Consider the following 22,578-nt stretch of genomic DNA (forward strand, 5'->3'; position numbering starts at 1 on the left):
CACCCCGCAGCCATTTCTACCAGAGGGTTGGCAATAAATAGACGAGCTCTTACGCTATCGGATCAGCTCTGCTGTACGGCAAGATTAGAAACTTGATGCAAATTTGCCGGTCGAACCAGACCCAGATTCTCACGCAGTGTATGACCCTCATAGGCGGTTCGGAATAGGCCACGGTTTTGCAGCTCAGGGATAACTTGTTTCACAAATACATCCAATCCGCTCGGATAGAGCTGCGGCATCACGTTAAAACCATCAGCAGCCCCATTTTTGAACCAATGCTCCATCACATCAGCCATTTGCAAGGGAGTCCCTGTAAAGGTAAGGTGACCCCTTGCACCAGCAAGACGCTGTACCAGCTGACGGATCGTCAAATTCTCATTGCGGACCAGATCGATTACAAGCTGATGACGACTTTTATTGCCATTGACCTCTTCAAGCTCCTTCGCTTCATGCAGGGGAACCGGGCCATCTATCGGATACTCCGATAAATCGACACCAAAGCGAGAGGATAACCTTTTCACAGCATTCGTTGTATCTATCAAATTGTCCAGCTCCCGCTCAATCTCTCTCGCTTCGGCTTCCGTATCCGCCAGAATCGGACTGATTCCCGGTAATATATGCAGCTGCTCCGGTGTTCGTCCATATTTGGCCAACCGCGATTTAACATCTGTATAAAAGGCTTTGCCGTCCGCAAACGTCTGCTGTGCTGTGAATATAACCTCGGCTGTCTTGGCCGCCAATTCCTTGCCGCTTTCAGAGGAGCCTGCCTGTACAAGCACTGGATAGCCTTGAGGTGGACGCGGTATGTTCAGTGGACCCTTTACGGAATAATACTTTCCCTTGAAGTTGATTTCGTGGACTTTACCATGGGCGAACTGGGTACCCGACTGTTTATCATAAACCAGCGCATCGTCCTCCCAGCTATCCCACAGCTGCTTTGTCACCTCAACGAATTCTTCTGCGGTTTCATAGCGAAGAGAGTGCTCGGGGTGTTCGTCCCTGCCGAAATTCGCCTCTGCCGAGCCTGATCCGGTTACGATGTTCCAGCCAGCACGTCCGTGGCTGATATGATCGAGAGAAGCGAATTTGCGCGCAATATGGAAGGGCTCATTATACGTCGTATTGACTGTGGCTATCAGTCCAATATGCCGGGTGACGGCAGCAAGCGCAGACAAAAACGTGAACGGCTCCAGCTTGTTCGTCTTGCCCACATAGCCATCAGCCAAAAAGAGCGAATCGAGCAGGCCACGTTCTGCGGTCTGAGCCAGCTCAATGAAATGTTGAATATCAAGCGATAGCTCCGGATGTGTGTTCGGGTGCCTCCATGCCGCCTCATGATGCCCGGCTCCACGAATAAAAGCGTTCAAATGCAGCTTGCGTTCGGATGTACTCATCTAATCAACCTCTCCTTTTGGATCATTATCATTGATTTTTCTGCAGCCTTTCAACCTCTTTATCGATGTTTTCAGACGCTTTGCGAATCGTCGAGTTAACATCAAGACCATGGGCCAAATCCAGATTCGCTTCAGTCATATATTTGGCAATATCCGTTTCGAATGGATTGGATTTATGGGTTTGCAGTGGCGTCCCCACAAAAATATTTTGAATTTTCTTGCCCTTCAAAGTGCCTACCTCTGCCCCATATTCCTTCTCCAGCTCAGGATTAATAATCGCAGGCACCCTGCCGTTGCGCGAAATAATTCGCTGCGCTTCATCTGACAGCAGGTATTGAATAACCTGGAAGGCGGCATCTTTTTTCTTGCTAAGGCTGGTCATTGTGATGGAATGAACCTGGGTCTCCCGTGTTTTGCCGAGCTGATCAGCAAAGGTGGGAACCGGTGCAATATCCCAGTTCACATCAATTCCCTGCTGGCGCAGCTCCTCCATCGGCCCGACCATATTGGCTAACCACGCCGGCCGCATCGCCATCGTCCGATCCTTCATAAAGACATCCCTGCCCCACAAATATTTGGTGTTGTCCTTAGGGAGGAAGCCGGGAATTTCAAAGTTAGCCTTCGTGATATTGAATACCCGCAGCCATTCCGGGCTGCCAAGCAAGGATTTGCCCGTTATCGGATCAATCGTCGCCAGCGCCAAGCTTCGTGAATAATAGGTGAGGCCTTCGGCGTCCAGACCGATATACTGTACCCCATTTTCTGTCCGTGTCAGCTGGCGGGCCAGATCCAGAGCCTGCTCCCAGGTCATCTGCTCGTCTGACGGATACGGAACACCAAATTTATCAAAAACGTCCTTATTGTAATACAAAATGTGCTGATTGGAATTGTAAGGAACACCATAAATTTCGCCGTTGTCGCCGAACGTATGAATATAGCCAGTCAAATAGGGCTTGATCCGGCTTTCGTCAAAATTATATTTTTTAAACCACGGACGCAAATCCTCGACAACCTTAAGCTTTTTTAACGTATGATAATTGTCTCCAAACACCAGATCTGGAACAGTACCTGAAGAAAACAATTCCGGAACCGTCACCGTAGAGGGTGGCTCCAGCCGGTCAATCGTTATATGTTTAAATTTCTTTTCCACCGGGTCCTTGATCTGGTTTTTGAATTCAGTAGCCGTAAAGGTCGCCCCACTCACATAAAATATCAGATTAACCGGCTCGGTAATTTCCACAGGCTTGTCTGATAACGACTGCTGATTCTGCTCGTCAGTCCTCTTCCCATCTTTGGAGCAGGCCGTGATTAGAACAGATATAGCTGCAATAATAGCAAGTGCCGATTTGGTTGGTTTCATCCTCCACATGCTCCTTTGGTTCAGTCGTTTGTTCATTGACATGAAAAATAACCGGAAACATGGTATTAAGCATGTCCCCAGTTGTCTGGAAGTGTAGTATTCATGATCATATTGCAACAGCTATCTCGCTGCCTCTTGTGCTTCGATTGTTTGGTTGTTGGCTGCCCAGATTTTATTGTGCTGGTTATCCGGTCTTGCCAAACCAAGATTCTCACGCAGTGTCCTGCCTTCATAGGCCGTGCGAAAAATCCCGCGATTTTGCAGCTCCGGTATTACCTTGTCCACGAAAGCATCCAGACCGGTCGGGAAAATTGGCGGCAAAATATTAAAGCCGTCAGCTCCGCCTTCGCGGAACCACTTCTCGATAAAGTCAGCTATTTGCAGCACAGAGCCTGTGTGGGTAATATGCCCATGGCCTCCGGCACTCCGGCTAATAAATTGTTTGATTGTAAATTTATCTCGAATCGCAGCATCGATAATCACGTCACGCCTTGACGTGATCCCTACTCTGAACTCCTCTGCTGGCCTCAGCTTGTCTATCGGCACGAGCGCATCCAATGGATATTCGGATAAATCCACCGTAAAGAAGCGAGACAGGTTACGCAGCGCGTTCTGTGTGTCCAGCAGCGTGAACAGCTCCTCTTCGAGGTCCCTGGCCTCCGCTTCCGTATCGCCAATAATCGGGCAAAGCCCGGGTAAAATCAGCAATTGATCCGTCTTTCTTCCGAATTTGCCCAGCCTGCCCTTTACATCTTTATAAAACTCCTGCGCAGCGCCAAGCGTTTGCTGAGCAGTGAAGATCGCTTCTGCCGTCCTTGCCGCCAGCTCCTTGCCGCCTTCCGAAGATCCAGCCTGAACAAGCACAGGATATCCCTGCGGTGGACGCGGAATATTGAGCGGACCTTTTACTTTGTAATATTCTCCCTGAAAGTTAATGTTATAGACCTTGCTCGAATCAAGGCGAATATCCTTTTCTTTGTTATATACGAGCGCATCCTCTTCCCAGCTATCCCACAGCTGCTTGACGACATCTACAAATTCCTCTCCCACCTTATAGCGCTGTTCCACATCCGGGTGCTCATCCCGACCAAAATTGTGTGCGGCAGATTGGGCTCCTGTTACAATATTCCAGGCCGCACGCCCTTTGCTGATGTGGTCCAACGAGGCAAACTGACGGGCAACATGATAAGGATCGTTATAGGTCGTTCCGACGGTAGCAATGAAGCCAATATGCTTCGTAAGGGCGGCAAGCGCAGAGAACAGCGTGAACGGCTCGAACCCGCGTGATAAACCGGCATAACCGTCCGCGACAAACAGAGAATCCAGTAGTCCCCGTTCGGCAGTTCGCGCCTGATTGGCAAAATGCGCCAGATCCAGGCCAGCGTTCGGATTGACTAACGGGTGCTTGGAAGAAGCCGCATGATGTCCGGTACCACGGATAAATACATTAAAATGGGCCTTTCTGGAAAAATCAGTCAATTCATTCACCTCATATCATCATATTCGTGCGTAAAGCAGATTCTCCCAAACCTATTGAGCTGGCTCGTAAGCGGTATCCTTCACTGCTTGGTGGTGTCTGGCTGTCCATATTTCCCGATTTTTGTTTACAGGGCGCGTCAGTCCAAAATTTTCACGTAATGTGGTACCCTCATAAGCTGTTCGAAAAATACCGCGATTTTGCAGCTCGGGTATGACCTTATTAATGAATGTTTCCAGACTGTGCGGCACAACCTGCGGCAATAAATTGAAGCCGTCAGCTCCACGCTCACGCAGCCACGTTTCAATAAAATCGGCTACCTGCAAATAGGAACCCCGATAAGTAACGTGACCATGGCCACCAGCACTGCGATTTAAAAATTGTCGGATCGTCAAATTATCTCTGCGCACGGCGTCAAGCACAACCTCACGCCGGCTTGTTATGCCTCCGTTCCGGCTGCCATCCTCAGGCTTAACCTTGTCGAGCGGCACCCGGTCATCCAACGCATACTCGGACAGATCGACCGAGAAAAAACGTGAAGCCTGCTTTAACGAGCTTTTCAGATTCAGTAAAGAAAATAAATCATCCTCCAGATCCTTGGCCTCTGCTTCGGTCTCGCCAACAATCGATCCCAGTCCAGGCATAATGAGCAATTGATCCGGATTTCTTCCATACTTCGCCAATCTGGATTTGACATCGGTATAAAACTCTTGCGCAGCTCCGAGCGTCTGCTGTGCAGTAAAGATCACCTCGGCATGCTTGGCCGCCAATTCCTTGCCAGCTTCCGAGGAACCTGCCTGCACCAGAACCGGATAGCCTTGCGGAGGGCGAGGTATATTCAGCGGTCCCTTTACATTAAAATAAGTGCCTTTAAAATCAATTTCATGAATATTGGTATGATTGACCTGCAGATTCCGCGCACTGCTGCTCGTTGCATTATCTTCATCCCAGCTATCCCACAGCTGCTTGGTGACCTCAACGAACTCATCGCCAATTTCATAGCGTTTGCTGGGCTCCGGGTAACCTCCCCATCTCGTAATATTGTTGCCGTCCTCTGGTGAATGCCCTGTGACGATATTCCAGGCAGCACGCCCTTTACTCAAGTGATCTAACGATGCCAGCTTTCTCGCAACATGAAACGGATCATTATAGGTCGTGCTTACCGTTCCGATCAAGCCAATATGGGTCGTTACTGCCGCCAGCGCCGAGAGCAGCGTGAATGGCTCCAGCCTTCTGCCCGTCCCCGAATAATTGTCCGCCATAAATAGTGAATCGATTAGCCCTCGTTCAGCCAATTGAGCCAGCTCTGCATACTTGTCAATGTCCAAATCTCGCTCAGGCTCCGCATCAGGATGCTTCCATCCCCCCGCATGGTGCCCTGCAATGCGAACAAACACATTAAGACGTATCTTTCGTTCCGTTTCACTCATATCTCCCACACTCCGCTCCGCAAATTAAATTCACCGCACCGACACGTTATCCAATAACCTTCATGCCTAATTCTACTTCAAGAACGCATTTTCCCAGAATGCAAAAAAACCAGAAACAAGCCGAGGCTGGTTTCCGGTGGTCCGGTTTTCCTATCAATTTATAAAATTCATATGCGAATACTCGGTTATAAACTTACCATCGAAATTATAATTTTGTCAAGATGTGTTTCCTTAAGAAATATACAAATTGGTCTGCTTGACTTATAAACAGCCTCTTACATACGTCACAACGATAAAGCGAATCAGCGTTAAACCACATGCTTGCAATATTCCAAAAATGATTTAGAATGCATAATAATCAAGTACAACTTCATTGCAAAACAAGCGATGACGGAAAGAGTACACGGTAATCGATTCATTACAGGGACGGAGTGCCACCGACTGAAAGCACCCGATCGAACGATCCGTCGAAGTTCACTCCCGAGCTGGTTCCTGAACGGCTGCCTGCATATGGGCATCTCTTAGGGATACCCGTAACTCCCTGCGTTAAGGGACTAAAGTGAGAATAGCATTCCTGATCGTACAGGAACTGTTGTTCTAATTAGGGTGGTACCACGGCTTCTCGTCCCTTGCGACGAGGAGTCTTTTTGTTTGCCAAAAATCATATTTAGAGGGAGCGAATGAAAATGGATCAAATCAATTTAGAGCAATTAAGGGGAAATTTAACAGGAATCAATCGACAGCTGCTGGAGTTGTTGTCGGAACGGGCACGGATTGCTCAGGAGATTAGGCATCTGAAAGAAACGCACGGCATTCCTGGGTTCGATCCTGTAAGGGAGAAGCAAATGCTGGAGGAGCTCGTCGCCTGTAACACCGGACCTTTGGATCACGAAGCCATCCGCAAGCTGTTCAAGCAAATTGTCCAAGCCACTACGGAATCTCAACAAACGGGTCATAAAAAACCATTACTGGTCAGCCGAAAAAACCAGAAGGCAGATACTATTGTGACCCTGGGAGATATTACTATTGGAGGTGGAAAGCCCGTCCTGATCGCTGGCCCTTGTTCGGTCGAAAGCTATGAGCAGGTGCGTCAAGTAGCTGCCGCATTGAAGCAAGCGGGAGTTACCGTCATGCGCGGCGGCGCATTCAAGCCAAGAACGTCCCCATATGATTTTCAAGGCTTAGGAATAGAAGGGTTGAAAATTTTGAAGGAGGTGGCAAGCGAATTCGGTCTTAAAACAATCAGCGAAATCGTCGACCCTGCCCATATTGAAATGGCATGCGAATATATTGACGTCATTCAAATTGGTGCGCGTAACATGCAAAACTTCGAGCTTCTAAAGGCCGCAGGCCAAGTACGCACACCTATCCTGTTGAAGCGTGGCCTTGCCGCTACTATTGAAGAATTTCTGCATGCGGCAGAATACATTTTGGCTGGTGGCAACAAGCAAGTGATGTTGATTGAACGTGGAATTCGGACGTATGAGAAGGCAACCCGCAATACGCTGGATATATCGGCAGTTCCGATTCTGAAGCAGGAGAGCCATCTGCCGGTTCTCGTGGATGTTACCCATTCAACAGGCCGCAAAGAAATATTCGCCCCTTGCGCCAAAGCCGCATTGGCCGCGGGTGCAGATGGCATCATGGTGGAGGTACATCCCGATCCTGCGGCTGCCTTGTCCGATGCAGCCCAGCAGCTCAATATTGAAGAGTTCCATCGCTTCCACGCGGAGCTCCAAATATAGTTTATTCGTATTCGCTATCCTCATGTACAAGTATCAGATATGCAGCGCCAGTTACCATTGAGCATCAGCTATAATCGAATAAACCCAAAGACCCATGAGATTGGAGAGCAAATCTTTCTCCGTTCTCATGGATCTTTGATTTTTACATAAAATGGTAAAACCACCTCCTTTATAAGGTGATTTGCCAGAACGCGATATTTTCTCTTTTCCAGGTATAAGTGATGAATATACGCTTTCCGTCGGCAATAATGGCAGGGTAAGAGTATTCTCCCTCCTGATCCTCCAGAACGAATTCATCGTCCCATGTATGTCCATTATCATAGGATGCTCTTAGCACCAGAGGCGTACGTGGCCCCCAATTGACCCCAACCGGATTAAAGGCCAGGATCAACACGCCGTTATCCATTCTCACTAGGTCAATACCGCTGTTATTATTAGGAAGCGGTGTCGGATATGCCTTGGACCAGATATGTCCCGAATCTGATGAATCGCTCCTATACATATAACCTTCACTGCTTCTCAGCAGCATATGTACCTTCCCGGGCTGCGACTCCCAAAGTGTAGGCTGAATCACACCTCTGCCAAAAAAGGATTGCTCCGAAACCGGAATATCGCTGCCTGTCACAGCTTCAATGCTGCTGTAGTCCAGCTCCTGGATCCAGATATCTCCACTTCGTATCCACGCAGCCCCTTGATCTGCAGAAATGTCGACAAAAGCCTTCCAAATGCCGTCCTCAGTAGATGCCGGCGCCAGCCATGTACCGTCCGAGAGCACAATGGGCTTATTTCGTACCGGACCTCTGCCTCCACGGTCGCCCTTTACCAGCTCAACCGGCAGTGACCATGTGTATCCGTTATCCTTGGATACGATAACTTGAGTGCTCCATTCCTTGAGAAGCTGTCCGACCTTGTAAAAAAGCATAAGCTCGCCATGATCCTTCCAAAAAAAGACGGGATTCCAATGAGGAATTCCGTCAGCAGCTGCTAACTGGATGGGAAACGTCCATGTTCCCTTGTGTCTCCGCGAATACCAGATAGCAGAGTCACCCGCTCCTTCCTTGCTCCCTGCAAACCATGCCGTCAACATATCACCATCCGGGAGTATCGCCAAGCTGGATGCGTGACAGCTCTCGAATGGTGCCTGGGCAGTCATAACTAATTCCTTGACCGCTTGAGTAAACATCATGGACCACCCCTCGCCTCCTCAAAAAGCTGGTGTTGTCGGATCGCTTCTACCACTCGCCTTTTCGTCCGAATTGGGCTTGGGCTGCAGCTCCGAACTGATTCCCTGCCTCTTTCATTCCTTGCAATAAAGCATTCATCTCGATACCTGCTGTATTGCGCCCTGATGTTATAACGGTGTCACACTCATTTTTATCCATAAACCGTGTCGCGTCAAGCAGTCCGGCCTGATCCTCCTCGGGAATGACGAGAAAGCCATGTTTGTCGGCATGAATCAACTGCCCGGGCTTGATTGTGGTACCGAAGACCTCAACTTCACAGTTCCAGCGCACAGGCCAGCTATAGGCATGACCAATACACATTTTGCTGGCAATCGCTTTGAATCCTGCATTATTCATTTCATCAAGATCGCGAATCGCTCCATCCGTAATTGTCCCGACGCAGCCGAGAGAACGGTGCATATTCGCACCTACCTCCCCCCAATAAGAACCATACGCATACGGTTTATCCAGATCCTGAACAACCACGATTTTCGGTCCGGGAATGCTGGCTATATATTCGCGATATTCAACCTGGGCGTTCGGATTTCTGGTCTGATGGTCGGGGTTGCTTGGTTCACACACTACAGTCACCGCATATCCAACCATAACTCCCATATGAGGCATGAAGTCTTTGGTCTCCTCCAGGTTAAAGCACGTTCTGCGATCGTGCTTAGAGATTTGTTCCCAGCCATTAAAGACGGATGGGGTATTCCAACGTTTGAGCTGCAGCAATTCGCTATGGGTTAAAGTCATACTGAGCTTCCTCCTACTATAAAGTAATATTTTCTCCTGCTTTCTCGCTTATCCTCAGTATTTCAACATTGACACCTTGAGTGGTAGTTGTGCAGAATGTAGCCTACACCTGATTTTCTGTAAGGACGTAGGCAGGAACAGAGCTTAGGATCGTTTGGATTCCAAAACTGTGGATAATTGGATATGATCGCACAGTTGGATCTCCACATTCACCCTTGGGGTTTACCCTCCTATGTCACACTGGGTCTATGCCCTCACATTCCTTCGTTCTACCTCTCAAGGGGTGGATGCCGATTCTTGCTCCTTTACGGGGTCGTTGCCCTTATGGAATGTTGTTCGTCGGCTTCTCCGATGCTTCTGTTGTCATTGCCTAACACATGTGAATTAACTCGAGTTACAGATGATTTGCTTTGTTTTTAAGCTGCCTCTAGCTGCATATGAAACTGTCGAACAGGACCGAGTACATCTTTCGCGTTGTACTCTCTTTGCTTTGTCCCCAAGGTATGCAGGACTCGAATCAGCTTTCCACATAAGGCAATGAGGGACTGTTTCTTCTTGAGCGGATTCTGGCTACGGGTCGTGTATTGCTTATGAAGAGCCTTAAACGCTTCGTTTTTAGCAGCCATTGGCATCACGGCGCGGAACAGTAGCGCACGCAGACGTGATCGCCCTCGCTTACTAATCCCTGTCCTGCCCTTGCGCTTGCCCGAACTGTTCTCTCTCAAGTTCAGTCCAGCGAGCCGTATGATTTGTTGTCCGTGATCGTAGTTGTTCAGATCGCCTACCTCCGCTAGAAAACCGGCTACTGTTATCGCTCCGATTCCTGGCACGCTCAGCATCTGTTCAGCCCCTGGGATCTCGCTGAGTATGTGCATAACCTGATTGATGATCTGTTCGAGTTGTTCACAAAACAGGTCGTACTGCCCCAGTAGCGTGTCCAACTCAATCCGAGCAGCTCTTGCACCCTCTGTAAGTCCGATCGATTCAGAAGCAGCCGTGTAGAGTGCCTCTGCACGTTTGATACCTACGCCACGTTTGACCTCCGTTTTCCAGTGAGACAGAACACTTCTTGCCCCTTTCAGGACAATATCCGCTGGCAGCGCAAATGATCGCAACGTCATGAGCGATGCCTTACCTTCCCAGGCCTTGAATACCGTGGTGTACTCGGGAAAGAACCGATCAAGCCAGTTACCAATGCGACCTTTGACCTGAGTCAAGCTAGCCGACACCTTCTCCCGAAGGTTCATGAGAATTCGTAATTCTGCATATTCCTTCGTCGGTAGCTTTGGCTCCGAGTACTTCCCGTTTCGGATGAGATCGGCAATGACTTTGGCGTCCTTGTAGTCGCTCTTGGTCTGAGAGTTGTCCTCCAGTTCTTTCGTCTTATTCACATGATGCGGATTCACAACGACGACTTGGATGCCTTGATCTTGCAAGAAAGCCGCTAACGGAAACCAGTAGTGTCCGGTAGGTTCGATGCCAAACACGATGTCTGTTTTGCTGTGTGTTTGACCGAGTTCCTTCATCCACATGGCCAGTTTCGTTAGCCCTGTATGGTCGTTATGGAACACGCAGTCTTTTCCTAGCTCAATGCCTCGGAAATCCACCGCTCGAGCCACATGAACCTTTTTGGCGATATCTGCTCCAACGACCAGTGTTTTTTCGGTAATTCGGGTAATCCGTTGATTCTGTTTCTGTTTTAGCTTATTCTTCATAGTGAGTGCCTCTTTTCGTATGTGGGTTTTGTTCTTCCCGGAACGTTCCCAGTATACTAGAGGCGCTTTTTTCATTCAAAGCTCAAATTACTTCATTACAGGAATGGCTCCTTAATAAATTAAATTTCGAAAATCGGTAATCGTATGAAACGAGATCAGATTCACATTATGCGCATCCTTGGCACGATGGTCCCCTGTCCGGCTGAGTACATACAAATCATTCCCGTCAATGGCCAGACTCGCATAATGGCGTGACTGCTTCTGCGAAGCACCCATCGTTACCATACCGGCAAAGCACCAATCGATGCAGTTGCGGGAAAAATGAAGCTGCAGCCGATGTCGTTCATTATTCGGTGTCCAGAACCGATCCTCAGGAAGCTTTTCCGCGCGCGTCATACTATCCGTTGCCTGTGTGCTAAGCAGCCAATACATCTCCGAGACATCGTCGTAAACAATGTGGAACTTCATCTGTCCACCCGGCAAAGGCACGTAGACGATATGTTTACCGGAAGGAACCTGCTCCAGCAGGGTTGTCATACTGCCATCGTCGTTCTCCACAACCTTTGCAATGGCGCCATATCCCGTGCCACCGGTATGCGCCCTCATCCAGAGATGGAAGGTGCGTCCCTCGGGATCGTAAAAATAATGATCCGGATCTACGATCTGTACGACATTCGTCTCCAGCCACCCGGCTGGCGCGCAATTGCGTCCGGGGGCGATCATCGTTCCCGTAATCGGTGCGGCATTATAAAAGGGAATGCCGAAATAATCCAGCTGATCCACAGGCACTGTATCGCAAAATGCCAGCTCGGATGCGAACGTCCAATTTTCCCTGATCAGCAGGTCACTGTCGATGCTACCTCTCATGAGAACAGGAGCAAGAATGCTGCATGGCCATATTTTCATACCGGTGAACGTCATTCTTTCCATAACCAGGTACACATGATCCTTAACGTAAAGGACATTAGCAGGGGCCTGATGCCAAATCTCCCCCTTAGATAAAAAGCTGGTCTCACTCCACGTTTCTCCATTATCGTCCGACCGGACTATCGCAAGATCGTTGCAGTGACCGATGACATAGATGGAATTCCCCGCTACAAAAGGTCTTGCATGCATGAATGGAAAGTCCGCACGAAACTGCCACGTTGCTCCTTTATCATCGGAGGTGAATATTTTACCGAACCATAATTGACCGTGCTCGATGACACGCTTTGGACCCGGAAGATCGTCCATACCTGGTCCGCTCAGATCAAGCGTGGCGACCAGCCTGCCATTCGGCAAGACGGCAATGCCGGGACTGTACGTATAAATATTGTCGGGATCGGGCGATTCATATACAGTTACATAATCCTGGGCAAGCGGTTGTATTGGCTTCATAGCATAACGCACAACCTTTCCATATGATCGATAATAGGTTTAAAGAAATGCACGAAATTTCTCAAGGGTATGAAATGTCAAATAATTGGCGTTATGAAAATTGTAGGCATCATTAAGCGCGGTCCGACTTAGATAAATCATATCGTCCCCATTAAACAGCCAATCGACGTATTGGAATCCGACCTTAAGATCATCCTCTGTCCAACCGTTATCCTGATAATTTAAAGCGTCCGTATGAACCTGCCACGATTCCAAATCGGCTGATGATACCAGAGACAATATATTGCGCTGAGATACATTGGGCAAGGTTACTCTGTTCACTAACGACCAATATCTTCCGCTGACAGGATCATAATGAACCGTGAATTTGGACATATTGCCATGAAAGTCAATGACACTGCCGAACGTCAAGTCCGCATCAGGATGTACGGTATTCACATTCAGTATAATAGCTCTTCCATAATCTGGATTGCCCTTGCCCGTATTATAACGAAGCAGGTTGACGAGCCTGCCACCGGGAGCGATTACGATATTCCCTTCCAGCAGCGATGGTCTGCCACCCTCAATGACACCCGGCCATTCATGACTGTATGGCAGAAAAGGAGCTATCGCCCAATTGGCCGGATCCAGCAAATCCGCATCCGCTGGTGCAGAGATGACTCCGGTGGCATGACCACCGAGAGACCATGACCCGTATTCCACCGCGCTCCAAATCCGCCCCTCGTGCTCAACGATAGGCATTGGCGCTTTATGAGGTCCGCCTTCCTCCCTGCTTCCGGCTGGTATCAGCTCCGTTGGCGCAGACCAGGTTGCTCCGCCATCGTCAGAGCGGCCTATCAGCAAAGCGCCGTATTCCGTACTTGTTGCAAGCATGTACAGTGCTCCGCGATGAAGAAACAATTTCCCCCAAAAGCACGGATAAAGATCGCACAGGAATGACCAGCTTTGACCGTCATCCGTAGATCGAAAAATCTTGCTCAGATTTTGTCCGCCCAGCCCCCAAAAAACATCATGGGAGGCAAGCAGGGTTCCATCCGCAAGCTTTACGATGGACGGGCTTGCCGGGGAACGGCCCGAGAAGTCATACGTGTAGTCATCGGGATGAATATAATTGACAACAATACCGGGTACCTCTCCGGTTCGCGCCTTTCTTGCCGGGCTTTCCGCCAACCGCTCATTGGAATCCTTCCTGATGGCACGAACGACAACCTCGTAATCTACGGCATGATCCAGATCGCTAAGTAAAATCGAAGTGGCGTCACCCGGTAGTTGGCGAGTTTGAATTTCTATCTGTTCTTCGCCTGCCGTCAGCTTGACCTCGTAAACAAATTCATCGGAATTGCATAATCCCTCATACTGCCAATCCAACTGCAGCTGCCGGTTTCCCGGAGCAAGCCGTACGATATTTAACTCACTATATGGGGCTCCATAACCCTTGGAAGCATAGGCGATTCCCTTGGCTGTTGAATAGCTCCAAGTAGGGTCCTCTTTACGAACGCTCATCCACCATTCATCCCTTCTTACGGCGGCAGGCTTCAGCTGCCGCCTCATTCTTTGCTATTTCTATCGGATTTGAATCACTTTTTATTTTTGGAGGCATCGATGATTTTTTGCTCTTCGACCCATTTATTAATCTTTTCCTGAATGTCTGCCATTTCAGCTGTCAGATCATACTTTTGACCATGATTAGCCCTCGATATCAGCTCTGCCATCCAAGGACGAATAAGTGAGAACATGATCGGCGGAAACAGCACGTTTTTGGTATCCTCTACGACCGTTAACAATTGTTTGGCATAAGGATTATCCTTTTCGCTGACCCAATCGGCATTTTTCCAGGAAGGCAGGTACTTGTAGTTATCATAGATAGCTTTTTGTCCTTCAGCTCCCGTAATATATTTCAGCACCTGCCATGCCGCTTCCGGATTTTTCGAGTCTTTGGCCATCGTATACGTTTGGGCTGTACCATAAGAGGTTTTTCCGTTCTTGTCCCGTACCCCTTTGGTCACGACATAACGATCCTGCAGCTTGTTTTTGAGGATTTCATCCGTTTTGCTGCACCATAAACAAATCGCTACATTGTTCTCGACCTTCCCCCAATTCTCAAAGCCGCGTCCAATTTCATATCCGGGAGGTAGGCTGGAGTTCATATCGATCAAGGTTTGCAAACTCTTTTTAATTTGCGGGGTATTGAAATTCAGTTTACTGTTCCCAAAGTTCGCCCAGTCGGTTTCGCCTAGCTCTACACCGTTCCCATCTGAGAAATAATCGAGCATCATGTGACTGCTGCTGCGCGGATCGTAATACATGCCGTAGGTTTGTTTGCCGGTCTTGGGATTGATCCCCGTCAGCTTGGCCGCTTTTTCCAATATTTCCTGAGCGGTTGGTTTATCACTGAGCGGTGCCACACCCCAATCATCAAATATTTGCTTGTCATACATAACCGTACTCGTATTGACGATTCCCGGCAACGCCATGACTTTACCATCGGTAGCATTCGTAAAGCGCTCTTTGTCCAGCCATAAAGAATCGTAATAATTTTGTTTCCAATTATCCCGTTTCAAGTAATCGTCCAGAGGCATCAGAAACCCTTGGTTATAAAAATCGATAGACGAATCCAGAATTAACACATCCACACTTCCACTAAGCAATAAAGATTGAAACTTCGCCTTTCTGTTATCTTGCGGAACTTCAATATATTCCACAGTCAGCTTCGGATGTTTGTCTAAAAATGGCTTCAGCATCGTTTTCATCCCTTTGACATTGCTGCCCGTTACCGGATCGATACCGTCATCAACCGGATAACTAAAAACAGCAAACTTGACAACACCGGATAAATTATCCGCATTTGCTGCGGGACCTGGAGCTGCACTATTGTCACCTGTCCCCCCACCGCCGCAAGCAGTTAAAAATAAAAGCAGTAAACACATTGTTAGCATCAGTGTCATTTTCCATCTATTCACTCGCATCGTATCACTCCTTATAAGTGGATGTTTCATTGTTTAATACCTGAATGGGCAACGCTTTGAATGATATATTTCTGGAAAAACAGGTATACCAGCAGAACAGGAATGATGGACAATACCGTGGCGGCCATATTCAGACCCGGAGGTGATTGTCCGGTTTGTGTGCGTGCGTTAAGCAAAGCGATTCCGATTTGAATCGTGTACTTGGCCGGATCATTCAGCATAATGAGCGGGAACAAAAAGCTGTTCCATACGTTCAGAAAGGTGAGAATAATCAAGGTAGCGACGATTGGCATGCATAAAGCAAAATAGATTTTAGTGAAGCATTGGAACTCTCCCGCACCGTCGATAATGGCAGCCTCCCTAAGTTCGCCAGGAATGCCGTCCATAAATTGCTTGGCCAAAAAGGTACCGAATATATTAGCGATGGCCGGCAAATAAAAAGCCCAGTAGGTGTTGATAAGCTGCAGCTTCTTAAATAGCATAAACAGCGGGATTAATGTCGCTTCACTTGGAATCATCAACGTAGCCAGCACGACCAGCAGTATGATTTTGCCACCCTTGACGTTCAGCTTCGACAACGCATAACCCGCGAGCAGCGCTGAAAACGTACTAATCACAATAACACCAACAGCAATCATAAACGTATTTACATACAATCGCGGCATATGGGTATTGATGATGGCAATTCTAAAATTTTCGAAACTGAGGTGCTCCGGGATCAAGCGAAAGGGAAAAGGGAATTCGAAAATTGCATCCTTGTCAAAGCTAATCGAAAGCATAACAATGAAGGGAAATAGGATCATTACGCCGCCGGCGAATAGGAATAACAGGGTCACAAGCCTTCCAAGCCTATCCACTTTTTTCCTCGATTGCAGTACCACCCCGGTTTTTGTTGCAGTGGACATCAGGGTCATATGTCTCATCTCCGGTTAATCCTTATTTTGAAACGCTTTAAAGTTAAAAAGAGTAAACAGCAAAATAATAATGAAAATCACATACGATGCAGCAGCAGCCTTGCCAAACTCATAGGTGTAGAAGCCGTATCGGTATACGTAGAGCATGAGTGTAAACAACGATCCGCCCGGGTTTCCATCCGGTCCCCCAATCACGAAAACATCGCCGAATCTTTTAAAAGCATTGATCGTACCCATGACGACCATAAAGAAAATGACGGGCTTCATTCCGGGAATCGTTATATAGAACCACTGCTGTATTCTCTTGGCACCATCCACGCTGGCAGCCTCATACAGATCGCGCGGAATGCCTTGAAGTCCTGCCAGCCAGATTAATACGGAATAACCCAACCCGTGCCACGTATCCATCAGAATGACACTAAACTGTGCGAGTCTGGGATCTGCCATCCATCCGAGTGGAGCCACGCCAAACCAGCTTAACACCGAGTTGGCAATCCCTTTTTCCGTCGGATACAGCAGCAGCAGGAATACAATTGAGGCCGCAACCGTTGAAGTCACATTCGGCAAAAAATAAATTGCTTTGAACAGAATGCTTATCCTGCGGGCAGCGATACCGTTAATCAATGAAGCGATAATAAAGCTCAGAGGCAATCCCATTCCAAGCCCCATGACACCCATGATTATCGTGTTACGAAGTGCACGCCAAAAGGTCTTATCGTACCAAATAAATTCATAATTGCTGAACCCTGCCCAAATCCCCCTTACCCCGTTATGGTGATACAAGCTGATACGGAAAGCCTCTCCTATCGGGTACAAGGAAAAGGTAACGACCCCCAGGATCAGAGGAAGCAAAAACAAATAGCCAACCGTATGTTTATTTACTAACATATTTCTTTTCGGGATCATTATCGTTCACCCCCTGTATGCTCATCCCTTGCTCTTATTATCCGTAATTTGCACATGGATAAATAGGTGAAATTCCTATGATTGGTTTGTAATGTTATTCAATTGGGCTGCATTTTCCGATACTCCAACGGGGTAACACCTACCCTTTTTCTAAACACTTGTCCAAAATACTTGGCATCGGTATATCCGACCTGGCTGGAAATATCGAATATTTTCAAATCGGATTGCTTTAACAGCTGCTTGGCTTTGTTGATCCGAATATCGGCCAAAAAATTCAAAACCGTCTCATTGGTCCTTTCCTTGAATAAATTGGCGAAATAATTAGGTGTCAAATAGACAACGTCGGCTACGTCCTGCAAGGAGATATCCTGCGCATACTGCGACTCCATGAACGAAATTGCCTTCTGAACGATCGAAACATGACGCTGCTGCATTTTCCTTTCGATGCTATGGGCCAGATCGTTGACATAATGTAAAAGCCACATTTCAAGCTGTTCAATGGTTTTCCTTTTCTTTATTTGTTCATCCAATGCCGTGATTTCCATGATGTTCCCATCTGAAAGATCCCACTCGATTAATTGGCGAAGCAGCGCGTAGACCAGCTGTAGACAAATCTTGCGTAAATGATCAGGAGTTGGGGTAAAGTCGTCGACAATAGCGCGCAAAAACTGCCTTGCATACCCAACTGCTCCGTGTACATCCCCGATCTTCAAAGCCAGGCACAATCGTTTTTCCAGGTCATACGGATATACGGTATGTTCAACTGAAGCCTGATATGTGACGTCACCGATGTACACGATGCTTTCTTTACCTGAATACAGACGATACTGGACAGCCTCCACCGCTTGTTTGTTGGATTCCGGTATCCATTCCGGTTCATCGTAGATGCCGCCAATTCCAATAGAAACAGACACCTTGTAATAAGTTTGGATATAATATTTTATTTTTCTTGCTATCGCTTGCAGCAGCTCCAAGTAATATTTACTTTCCATAGGCTCTGCTCGGCTAACGATCACTATGAGCTGGTTATCGTAATTTTCGACGATCTCGGCGTATAATTGTTCCCGAAGCAGCTCTTCTACAATGTTGCGAAAAGCAAATAATAAGAGCTGCTTATCACGAATTCGGGCACTCTGTGCTACAGCATCCTCATCATCGATCTCTACAACCAGGCATGCAAATAAATGGCTGCCGATGGAAAGGTCCAGGTAGTCACATCTGTTTCTTATATCCAATAAAGACATTTGGCCGGAAAGCAGGTAGCGCAAATACCTTTCCTTGAGCACAGGGATGCTATGCAGCAGCTGCTGCCTTAATTGTACAACGTCCTTCACCTGGCTCCTTTCTTGCTCCAGGCTTTGCTTGGCTTTTTCGATGATGGCGAATAACTCTTCAATTGTGCTCGGTTTCAACAAATAATCAAAAGCACCATTGCGAATCGCCGTCTGCACATAGGGAAAATTATCATAGCCGCTTAACAAAATCACCTTCGCATGCGGTACGATGCACAGCGCCTTTTCCGTTAACTCCAATCCGTTCATATGAGGCATCAATACATCGGAGATGATCAAATCCGGCTTCTGGTCCATGATCAACTCCATCGCTTCGACACCGTCTTCAGCCTCACCAACAATCTCAATCTGATGCTTGGACCAATCCATACTCATTTTCAGACCAGTCCTCACGCGTTCCGAATCGTCCACCAGAATCATTTTATACATCGATATATCCCCCTGGAAGTATGATTTGTATGTGGGACCCTTCATCTCTCCGACTTGCGAAGTGTAAGCCATATCCTTCTCCATAAGCCAAATGAATCCGCTCATTAATGTTATAAATGCCATAACCTCCGTTTTGCGAAGGCGGCTCGAGAAGCGCTTCAATTTGTTCCAAATCCATCCCGATTCCGTTATCGATAACTTCCAGCAGGATGAACTGACCTTCCCTTTTGGCTACAATTTTAATCGTCCCACGTTTATTTTTTAACGGTTTGATGCCATGCAGCAGCGCGTTTTCCACCAATGGCTGCAAAATGAGCTTAATGCACGCTTCCTCCAGTACATGGGGATCGGCTTCAATCGCATACTCAAATTTATTTTTGAACTGCAGCTTCTGAATCGTCAGGTAGTGCTCGATCGTTTCCAATTCCTTGGCGATGGTTGTCATTTCGCTGCCTTTATTGAGAATCAGCCGGAAAAATTGGGCAAATGCCGTTGTCATTTCCGCAATTTCATCATATTCCTTTGTTTTGGTCATCCAATAAATAGAATCCATCGTATTATACAAAATGTGCGGATTAATTTGAGATTGTAAGGCCCTCAGCTCCGCCTCTCTGATCTTCTTTTCATCATCCCGCACTTTGTGGATCAGGGTCCCGATTTCTTCCGTCATTTCATTGAAGCTCTCCGATATTTCCCCAAATTCCTCCTGTGTTCCCAGATGAACCTTGGTGTGGATGTCCCCATCCCTTACTTTTTTAATATGACGAATTAATTTCATGAGCGGTCGGGTAATGCTGGATGAAATGAACACGGACAGTAGAATCGATAACGCCACGGTAATAAGTATAATCATCACAATCGTGCCTTTGGCCAGCTCAATATGCTTGTAGACAATAGACTGCGGAATCATCGTAACAAGCTTCCAGCCCGTATATTGCGATGTAAAATAATGAACGGAATACATCGTGCCTTGCAGCATAATCAGTGAGCTTCCATTGGACGAGCCGGTAATCATCCTCCATACATCAGGATCTGCCTTGGTGGAAACCTGATCCTTGTTAACATGAGAAATAATGAATCCATTCTCGTCAACCATATACGTAATCGCTTTCATATCCGTGAGAATGTTTTTGAAGCTGTCAAATATAAAGCTTTCGCGGACACCAATCAGCATAAGCCCCCAGTCTTTAAGAGCTAACAAGCCCAATGTTTTTCGCGCATTATAAATCACCTTGGGCCCTGAATCGCGGTTGGAGAATATGTCCTTGTTGGCAAACAGCCATAAGGGCTTGCCCTTGGCCGCATACGACTGTTGATAAATGGCCGTTTGTTCAATTTCCTCTCTTGTCCGATTGGCATAGGAGGTGTTCACGAATAAGTTCAGGCCGTATGGGCCAAAAAAACTTACGGATTGAATCTGTTCAGAGCGCCCACCAAAAATACTCGGATACACCGTTTCGTAAAATATTTTTTCATAATTTGCTCTGACCGAGTCGGTAGAGGCATCGGATTCCATAATGATTTGCAGCTCTTTGTTCGATACGATGTTAACGTACAATTCGTCAATATCCTTGAGCTTGTAATCAATATTTTGCATCGTTTGCTTAAGTACCTCTTGGACAGATTGACCCACTTCATTTACGATGGTTTCTTTTAAAATAAGAAAAAATATCCAGCCGATGATAGACGTGGATATTACAATAAGTAGTACAAAGGATACGATTAATTTGGATTTAAGCCTCATATTACGAAGTGAACCTGCCATCGTTGCCACTTAAATCACCCCTATCTGTTTCATGCTTTTACAGCTTATCCTCGATATGGCTAACCACCTGCTGCAGCTTAACCGCATAATTTTCAATTGTGGAATCATCAAACCTGAGGGAGGGACCGGCAATGCTTACTCCGGCAATGACTTCCCGCTTTTTGTTGCGAATCGGCATTCCCATGCATTTAATTCCGTATTCATGCTCCATATGATCAATAGAATAGCCTCTTGCCCGAATCTGCTGCAAATCCAGTATAAGCGCTTCTTGGCTGGTTATCGTACTATCTGTAATGGCGATAAGACCCTTGTCTATGACTGCCTTGATTCTGTCATCGGGTAAATAAGCAAGCATCGCTTTGCCAATCCCGGTACAATAAAGCGGCGCCTTAACACCCAGCATAGACCTCGTGGAAAGCTGATTTCGCGGACAGGTAGAATCCAGATAAACGACTTCATTTTCTCTTGGCGTACCCAGGTACACGGTTTCATTCGTAAAGTCCGATAGCTCCTGCATCAACGGCAGCACGATAGTTCTGAAATCAATGTTACTATGGATTACGTTGCTGAACTCCAGTAGCTTAAATCCTAGCCTGTATTTCCCATTCTCCTGATTTTGCTCCAGATACCCTGCCTTTAAAAAAGTATCTGCGATATTGTGAACATTACTTTTATAAAGTCCCAGCTTCTCGCTTATTTCTGTAATACCCAGCTCAGGCGATTGTACCGTGAAGCAATCGAGAATTTTCAGCGCTTTAATTAATGATTTCACTTTTCCTTCATCTGACAATTCGATTCAACTCTCTTTCGTTGTATAGCTCGGTAACCGTATGATCCGGCCCTCGGTCGCAGAATCATGTGCCGCAGAGGTCACTTCGAATGTGCGGAAAGCATCGTCATAATCAGATAAGATACGAGAAGTATCCCCCGTTCGCAATGCATGCACAAAGGCCGCATTTTCCAATATGTACGGGTCCGAGCTATTCCGGTACTCTACCGTTCGGTCACGTCCGATTTCCTTCAGGCTATCCATACGAATTTCCACAACACCAGAGGTCGTGTACACATCCAGGCCTGTATGGTGACCTCTTGGAAGTATGCATGTATTGGATATCGTGGCCACCATCCCATTCACCAATTTGAGTGTAACGGTGCCCACATCCGGTATATCCATGCCTTCTTGAATTTCATGTAAACGTCGCTTGCTAAAGGCTGCGTACACTTCTTCGACTTCCCCGCATAAATAACGAATAAGATCAACAATATGAGTAGTCTGTTCGTTGAATTGCCCTCCCGAGCCGTTCATTCGTCTCCACCAGGCAATCTGCGGGAAAGAACTCATAAAGTAACCGAGTGCCATTCCCATCGTGCCTTCCAGCAGAAGCTCGCGCGCTTTGGCTACAGAATCGAGATAACGCCAATTATAGCCAACGGAAGTAATAAGGCGTCTGTCAGCTGCTTGCTTCCGCAGCAGCTCCAAATCCTCGGTCAACTCGATTCCGAGCGGTTTCTCCACAAAGAAAGGAATGCCGCGATCAACCAGGTGCCTTTCAATTTCACCGTGCCCCATCGGTGGTACGCAAATGTAGACAGCATCCAATATACACGTATCCAGCATTTGTACCACATTTGTATACGCTTTCGCGTCTGGCCAACTGCGTGCTGCCCGCTCCACATTTTCCTTGTTTCTGCCGCAAAAGGCTACGACCGATACACCCTCCATTTGTGAAAGTATACGTTGGTGCTTATCCGCATATCTACCTGTTCCTATAAAACCGATACGAAGTTTCATATCTCTCTCCTTGTCGTTCTATAATAGAGAACATAGTTCT

The 22,578-nt window shown here is 47.3% G+C and carries 17 protein-coding genes; 1 reads left to right on the forward strand and 16 read right to left on the reverse strand.

The features are described 5' to 3' along the window. Positions 1-62 precede the first annotated feature (62 nt). The 4 genes from NST47_RS28945 to NST47_RS28960 all read right to left on the reverse strand — a co-directional run bounded on the left by NST47_RS28945 (position 63) and on the right by NST47_RS28960 (position 5,661). Complete coding sequence (locus NST47_RS28945; RefSeq protein ID WP_341158226.1) at positions 63-1,394, reverse strand: LLM class flavin-dependent oxidoreductase; 1,332 nt, start codon at positions 1,392-1,394, stop codon at positions 63-65. A 28-nt stretch (positions 1,395-1,422) separates the two neighbouring features. Further along, positions 1,423-2,754 carry an ABC transporter substrate-binding protein gene (locus tag NST47_RS28950; protein WP_341158227.1) on the reverse strand — a complete coding sequence of 444 codons (1,332 nt, stop codon included), beginning with the start codon at positions 2,752-2,754 and terminating at the stop codon, positions 1,423-1,425. 120 nt (positions 2,755-2,874) lie between these two features. Beyond that, positions 2,875-4,233, reverse strand: a complete 1,359-nt coding sequence (locus NST47_RS28955; RefSeq protein WP_341159780.1) for an LLM class flavin-dependent oxidoreductase — start codon at positions 4,231-4,233, stop codon at positions 2,875-2,877. A 51-nt stretch (positions 4,234-4,284) separates the two neighbouring features. Then, the gene (locus tag NST47_RS28960; RefSeq protein WP_341158228.1) at positions 4,285-5,661 is read right to left on the reverse strand and encodes an LLM class flavin-dependent oxidoreductase; all 1,377 of its coding nucleotides are present in this window, start codon (positions 5,659-5,661) and stop codon (positions 4,285-4,287) included. A gap of 686 nt (positions 5,662-6,347) precedes the next feature. Between NST47_RS28960 and NST47_RS28965 the strand changes: the two genes are divergently transcribed. Next, a complete protein-coding gene (locus tag NST47_RS28965; protein ID WP_341158229.1) occupies positions 6,348-7,406 on the forward strand; it encodes a bifunctional 3-deoxy-7-phosphoheptulonate synthase/chorismate mutase in 1,059 nt (352 codons plus the stop codon). 169 nt (positions 7,407-7,575) lie between these two features. Here the strand turns inward: NST47_RS28965 and NST47_RS28970 are convergent, their stop codons facing one another. The 12 genes from NST47_RS28970 to NST47_RS29025 form a co-directional block, all read right to left on the reverse strand. Further along, positions 7,576-8,592 (reverse strand): sialidase family protein, encoded by a 1,017-nt coding sequence (locus NST47_RS28970; protein WP_341158230.1) that lies wholly within the window; start codon positions 8,590-8,592, stop codon positions 7,576-7,578. Positions 8,593-8,638: 46 nt separating this feature from the next. Continuing rightward, positions 8,639-9,382 (reverse strand): RraA family protein, encoded by a 744-nt coding sequence (locus NST47_RS28975; protein WP_341158231.1) that lies wholly within the window; start codon positions 9,380-9,382, stop codon positions 8,639-8,641. 416 nt (positions 9,383-9,798) lie between these two features. Next, a complete protein-coding gene (locus tag NST47_RS28980; RefSeq protein WP_341154505.1) occupies positions 9,799-11,097 on the reverse strand; it encodes an IS110 family transposase in 1,299 nt (432 codons plus the stop codon). A 111-nt stretch (positions 11,098-11,208) separates the two neighbouring features. Beyond that, positions 11,209-12,474 carry a sialidase family protein gene (locus NST47_RS28985; RefSeq protein ID WP_341158232.1) on the reverse strand — a complete coding sequence of 422 codons (1,266 nt, stop codon included), beginning with the start codon at positions 12,472-12,474 and terminating at the stop codon, positions 11,209-11,211. 39 nt (positions 12,475-12,513) lie between these two features. Further along, a complete protein-coding gene (locus NST47_RS28990) occupies positions 12,514-13,977 on the reverse strand; it encodes a hypothetical protein (protein ID WP_341158233.1) in 1,464 nt (487 codons plus the stop codon). A 74-nt stretch (positions 13,978-14,051) separates the two neighbouring features. Further along, positions 14,052-15,440, reverse strand: coding sequence for an extracellular solute-binding protein (locus tag NST47_RS28995; RefSeq protein ID WP_341158234.1), 1,389 nt, complete (start codon positions 15,438-15,440; stop codon positions 14,052-14,054). Positions 15,441-15,466: 26 nt separating this feature from the next. Continuing rightward, positions 15,467-16,363 (reverse strand): carbohydrate ABC transporter permease, encoded by an 897-nt coding sequence (locus tag NST47_RS29000; RefSeq protein ID WP_341158235.1) that lies wholly within the window; start codon positions 16,361-16,363, stop codon positions 15,467-15,469. A gap of 6 nt (positions 16,364-16,369) precedes the next feature. Further along, complete coding sequence (locus NST47_RS29005; RefSeq protein ID WP_341158236.1) at positions 16,370-17,242, reverse strand: carbohydrate ABC transporter permease; 873 nt, start codon at positions 17,240-17,242, stop codon at positions 16,370-16,372. Between the two features lie 116 nt (positions 17,243-17,358). Beyond that, positions 17,359-18,981, reverse strand: a complete 1,623-nt coding sequence (locus tag NST47_RS29010) for a response regulator (RefSeq protein ID WP_341158237.1) — start codon at positions 18,979-18,981, stop codon at positions 17,359-17,361. Then, the gene (locus NST47_RS29015; RefSeq protein ID WP_341159781.1) at positions 18,974-20,746 is read right to left on the reverse strand and encodes a sensor histidine kinase; all 1,773 of its coding nucleotides are present in this window, start codon (positions 20,744-20,746) and stop codon (positions 18,974-18,976) included. Before NST47_RS29015 ends, NST47_RS29010 begins: the two co-directional genes overlap by 8 nt. A gap of 37 nt (positions 20,747-20,783) precedes the next feature. After that, the gene (locus NST47_RS29020) at positions 20,784-21,518 is read right to left on the reverse strand and encodes an IclR family transcriptional regulator (protein ID WP_341158238.1); all 735 of its coding nucleotides are present in this window, start codon (positions 21,516-21,518) and stop codon (positions 20,784-20,786) included. Between the two features lie 24 nt (positions 21,519-21,542). Further along, positions 21,543-22,538, reverse strand: a complete 996-nt coding sequence (locus NST47_RS29025; protein WP_341158239.1) for a Gfo/Idh/MocA family protein — start codon at positions 22,536-22,538, stop codon at positions 21,543-21,545. Positions 22,539-22,578: the final 40 nt, after the last annotated feature.

Origin of the sequence: Paenibacillus sp. FSL H8-0034 (assembly GCF_038000305.1) — a bacterium.
Lineage (GTDB): Bacteria > Bacillota > Bacilli > Paenibacillales > NBRC-103111 > Paenibacillus_S.

Coding starts and splice junctions, on each gene's coding strand:
- NST47_RS28990 (WP_341158233.1), bottom strand. CDS start 13,977: ATGAGCGTTCGTAAAGAGGACCCTACTTGGAGCTATTCAACAGCCAAG.
- NST47_RS28970 (WP_341158230.1), bottom strand. CDS start 8,592: ATGATGTTTACTCAAGCGGTCAAGGAATTAGTTATGACTGCCCAGGCA.
- NST47_RS28980 (WP_341154505.1), bottom strand. CDS start 11,097: ATGAAGAATAAGCTAAAACAGAAACAGAATCAACGGATTACCCGAATT.
- NST47_RS28975 (WP_341158231.1), bottom strand. CDS start 9,382: ATGACTTTAACCCATAGCGAATTGCTGCAGCTCAAACGTTGGAATACC.
- NST47_RS28995 (WP_341158234.1), bottom strand. CDS start 15,440: ATGCGAGTGAATAGATGGAAAATGACACTGATGCTAACAATGTGTTTA.
- NST47_RS28960 (WP_341158228.1), bottom strand. CDS start 5,661: ATGAGTGAAACGGAACGAAAGATACGTCTTAATGTGTTTGTTCGCATT.
- NST47_RS28950 (WP_341158227.1), bottom strand. CDS start 2,754: ATGAAACCAACCAAATCGGCACTTGCTATTATTGCAGCTATATCTGTT.
- NST47_RS29025 (WP_341158239.1), bottom strand. CDS start 22,538: ATGAAACTTCGTATCGGTTTTATAGGAACAGGTAGATATGCGGATAAG.
- NST47_RS28985 (WP_341158232.1), bottom strand. CDS start 12,474: ATGAAGCCAATACAACCGCTTGCCCAGGATTATGTAACTGTATATGAA.
- NST47_RS28945 (WP_341158226.1), bottom strand. CDS start 1,394: ATGAGTACATCCGAACGCAAGCTGCATTTGAACGCTTTTATTCGTGGA.
- NST47_RS28965 (WP_341158229.1), top strand. CDS start 6,348: ATGGATCAAATCAATTTAGAGCAATTAAGGGGAAATTTAACAGGAATC.
- NST47_RS29000 (WP_341158235.1), bottom strand. CDS start 16,363: ATGAGACATATGACCCTGATGTCCACTGCAACAAAAACCGGGGTGGTA.
- NST47_RS29015 (WP_341159781.1), bottom strand. CDS start 20,746: ATGGCAGGTTCACTTCGTAATATGAGGCTTAAATCCAAATTAATCGTA.
- NST47_RS29005 (WP_341158236.1), bottom strand. CDS start 17,242: ATGTTAGTAAATAAACATACGGTTGGCTATTTGTTTTTGCTTCCTCTG.
- NST47_RS29010 (WP_341158237.1), bottom strand. CDS start 18,981: ATGTATAAAATGATTCTGGTGGACGATTCGGAACGCGTGAGGACTGGT.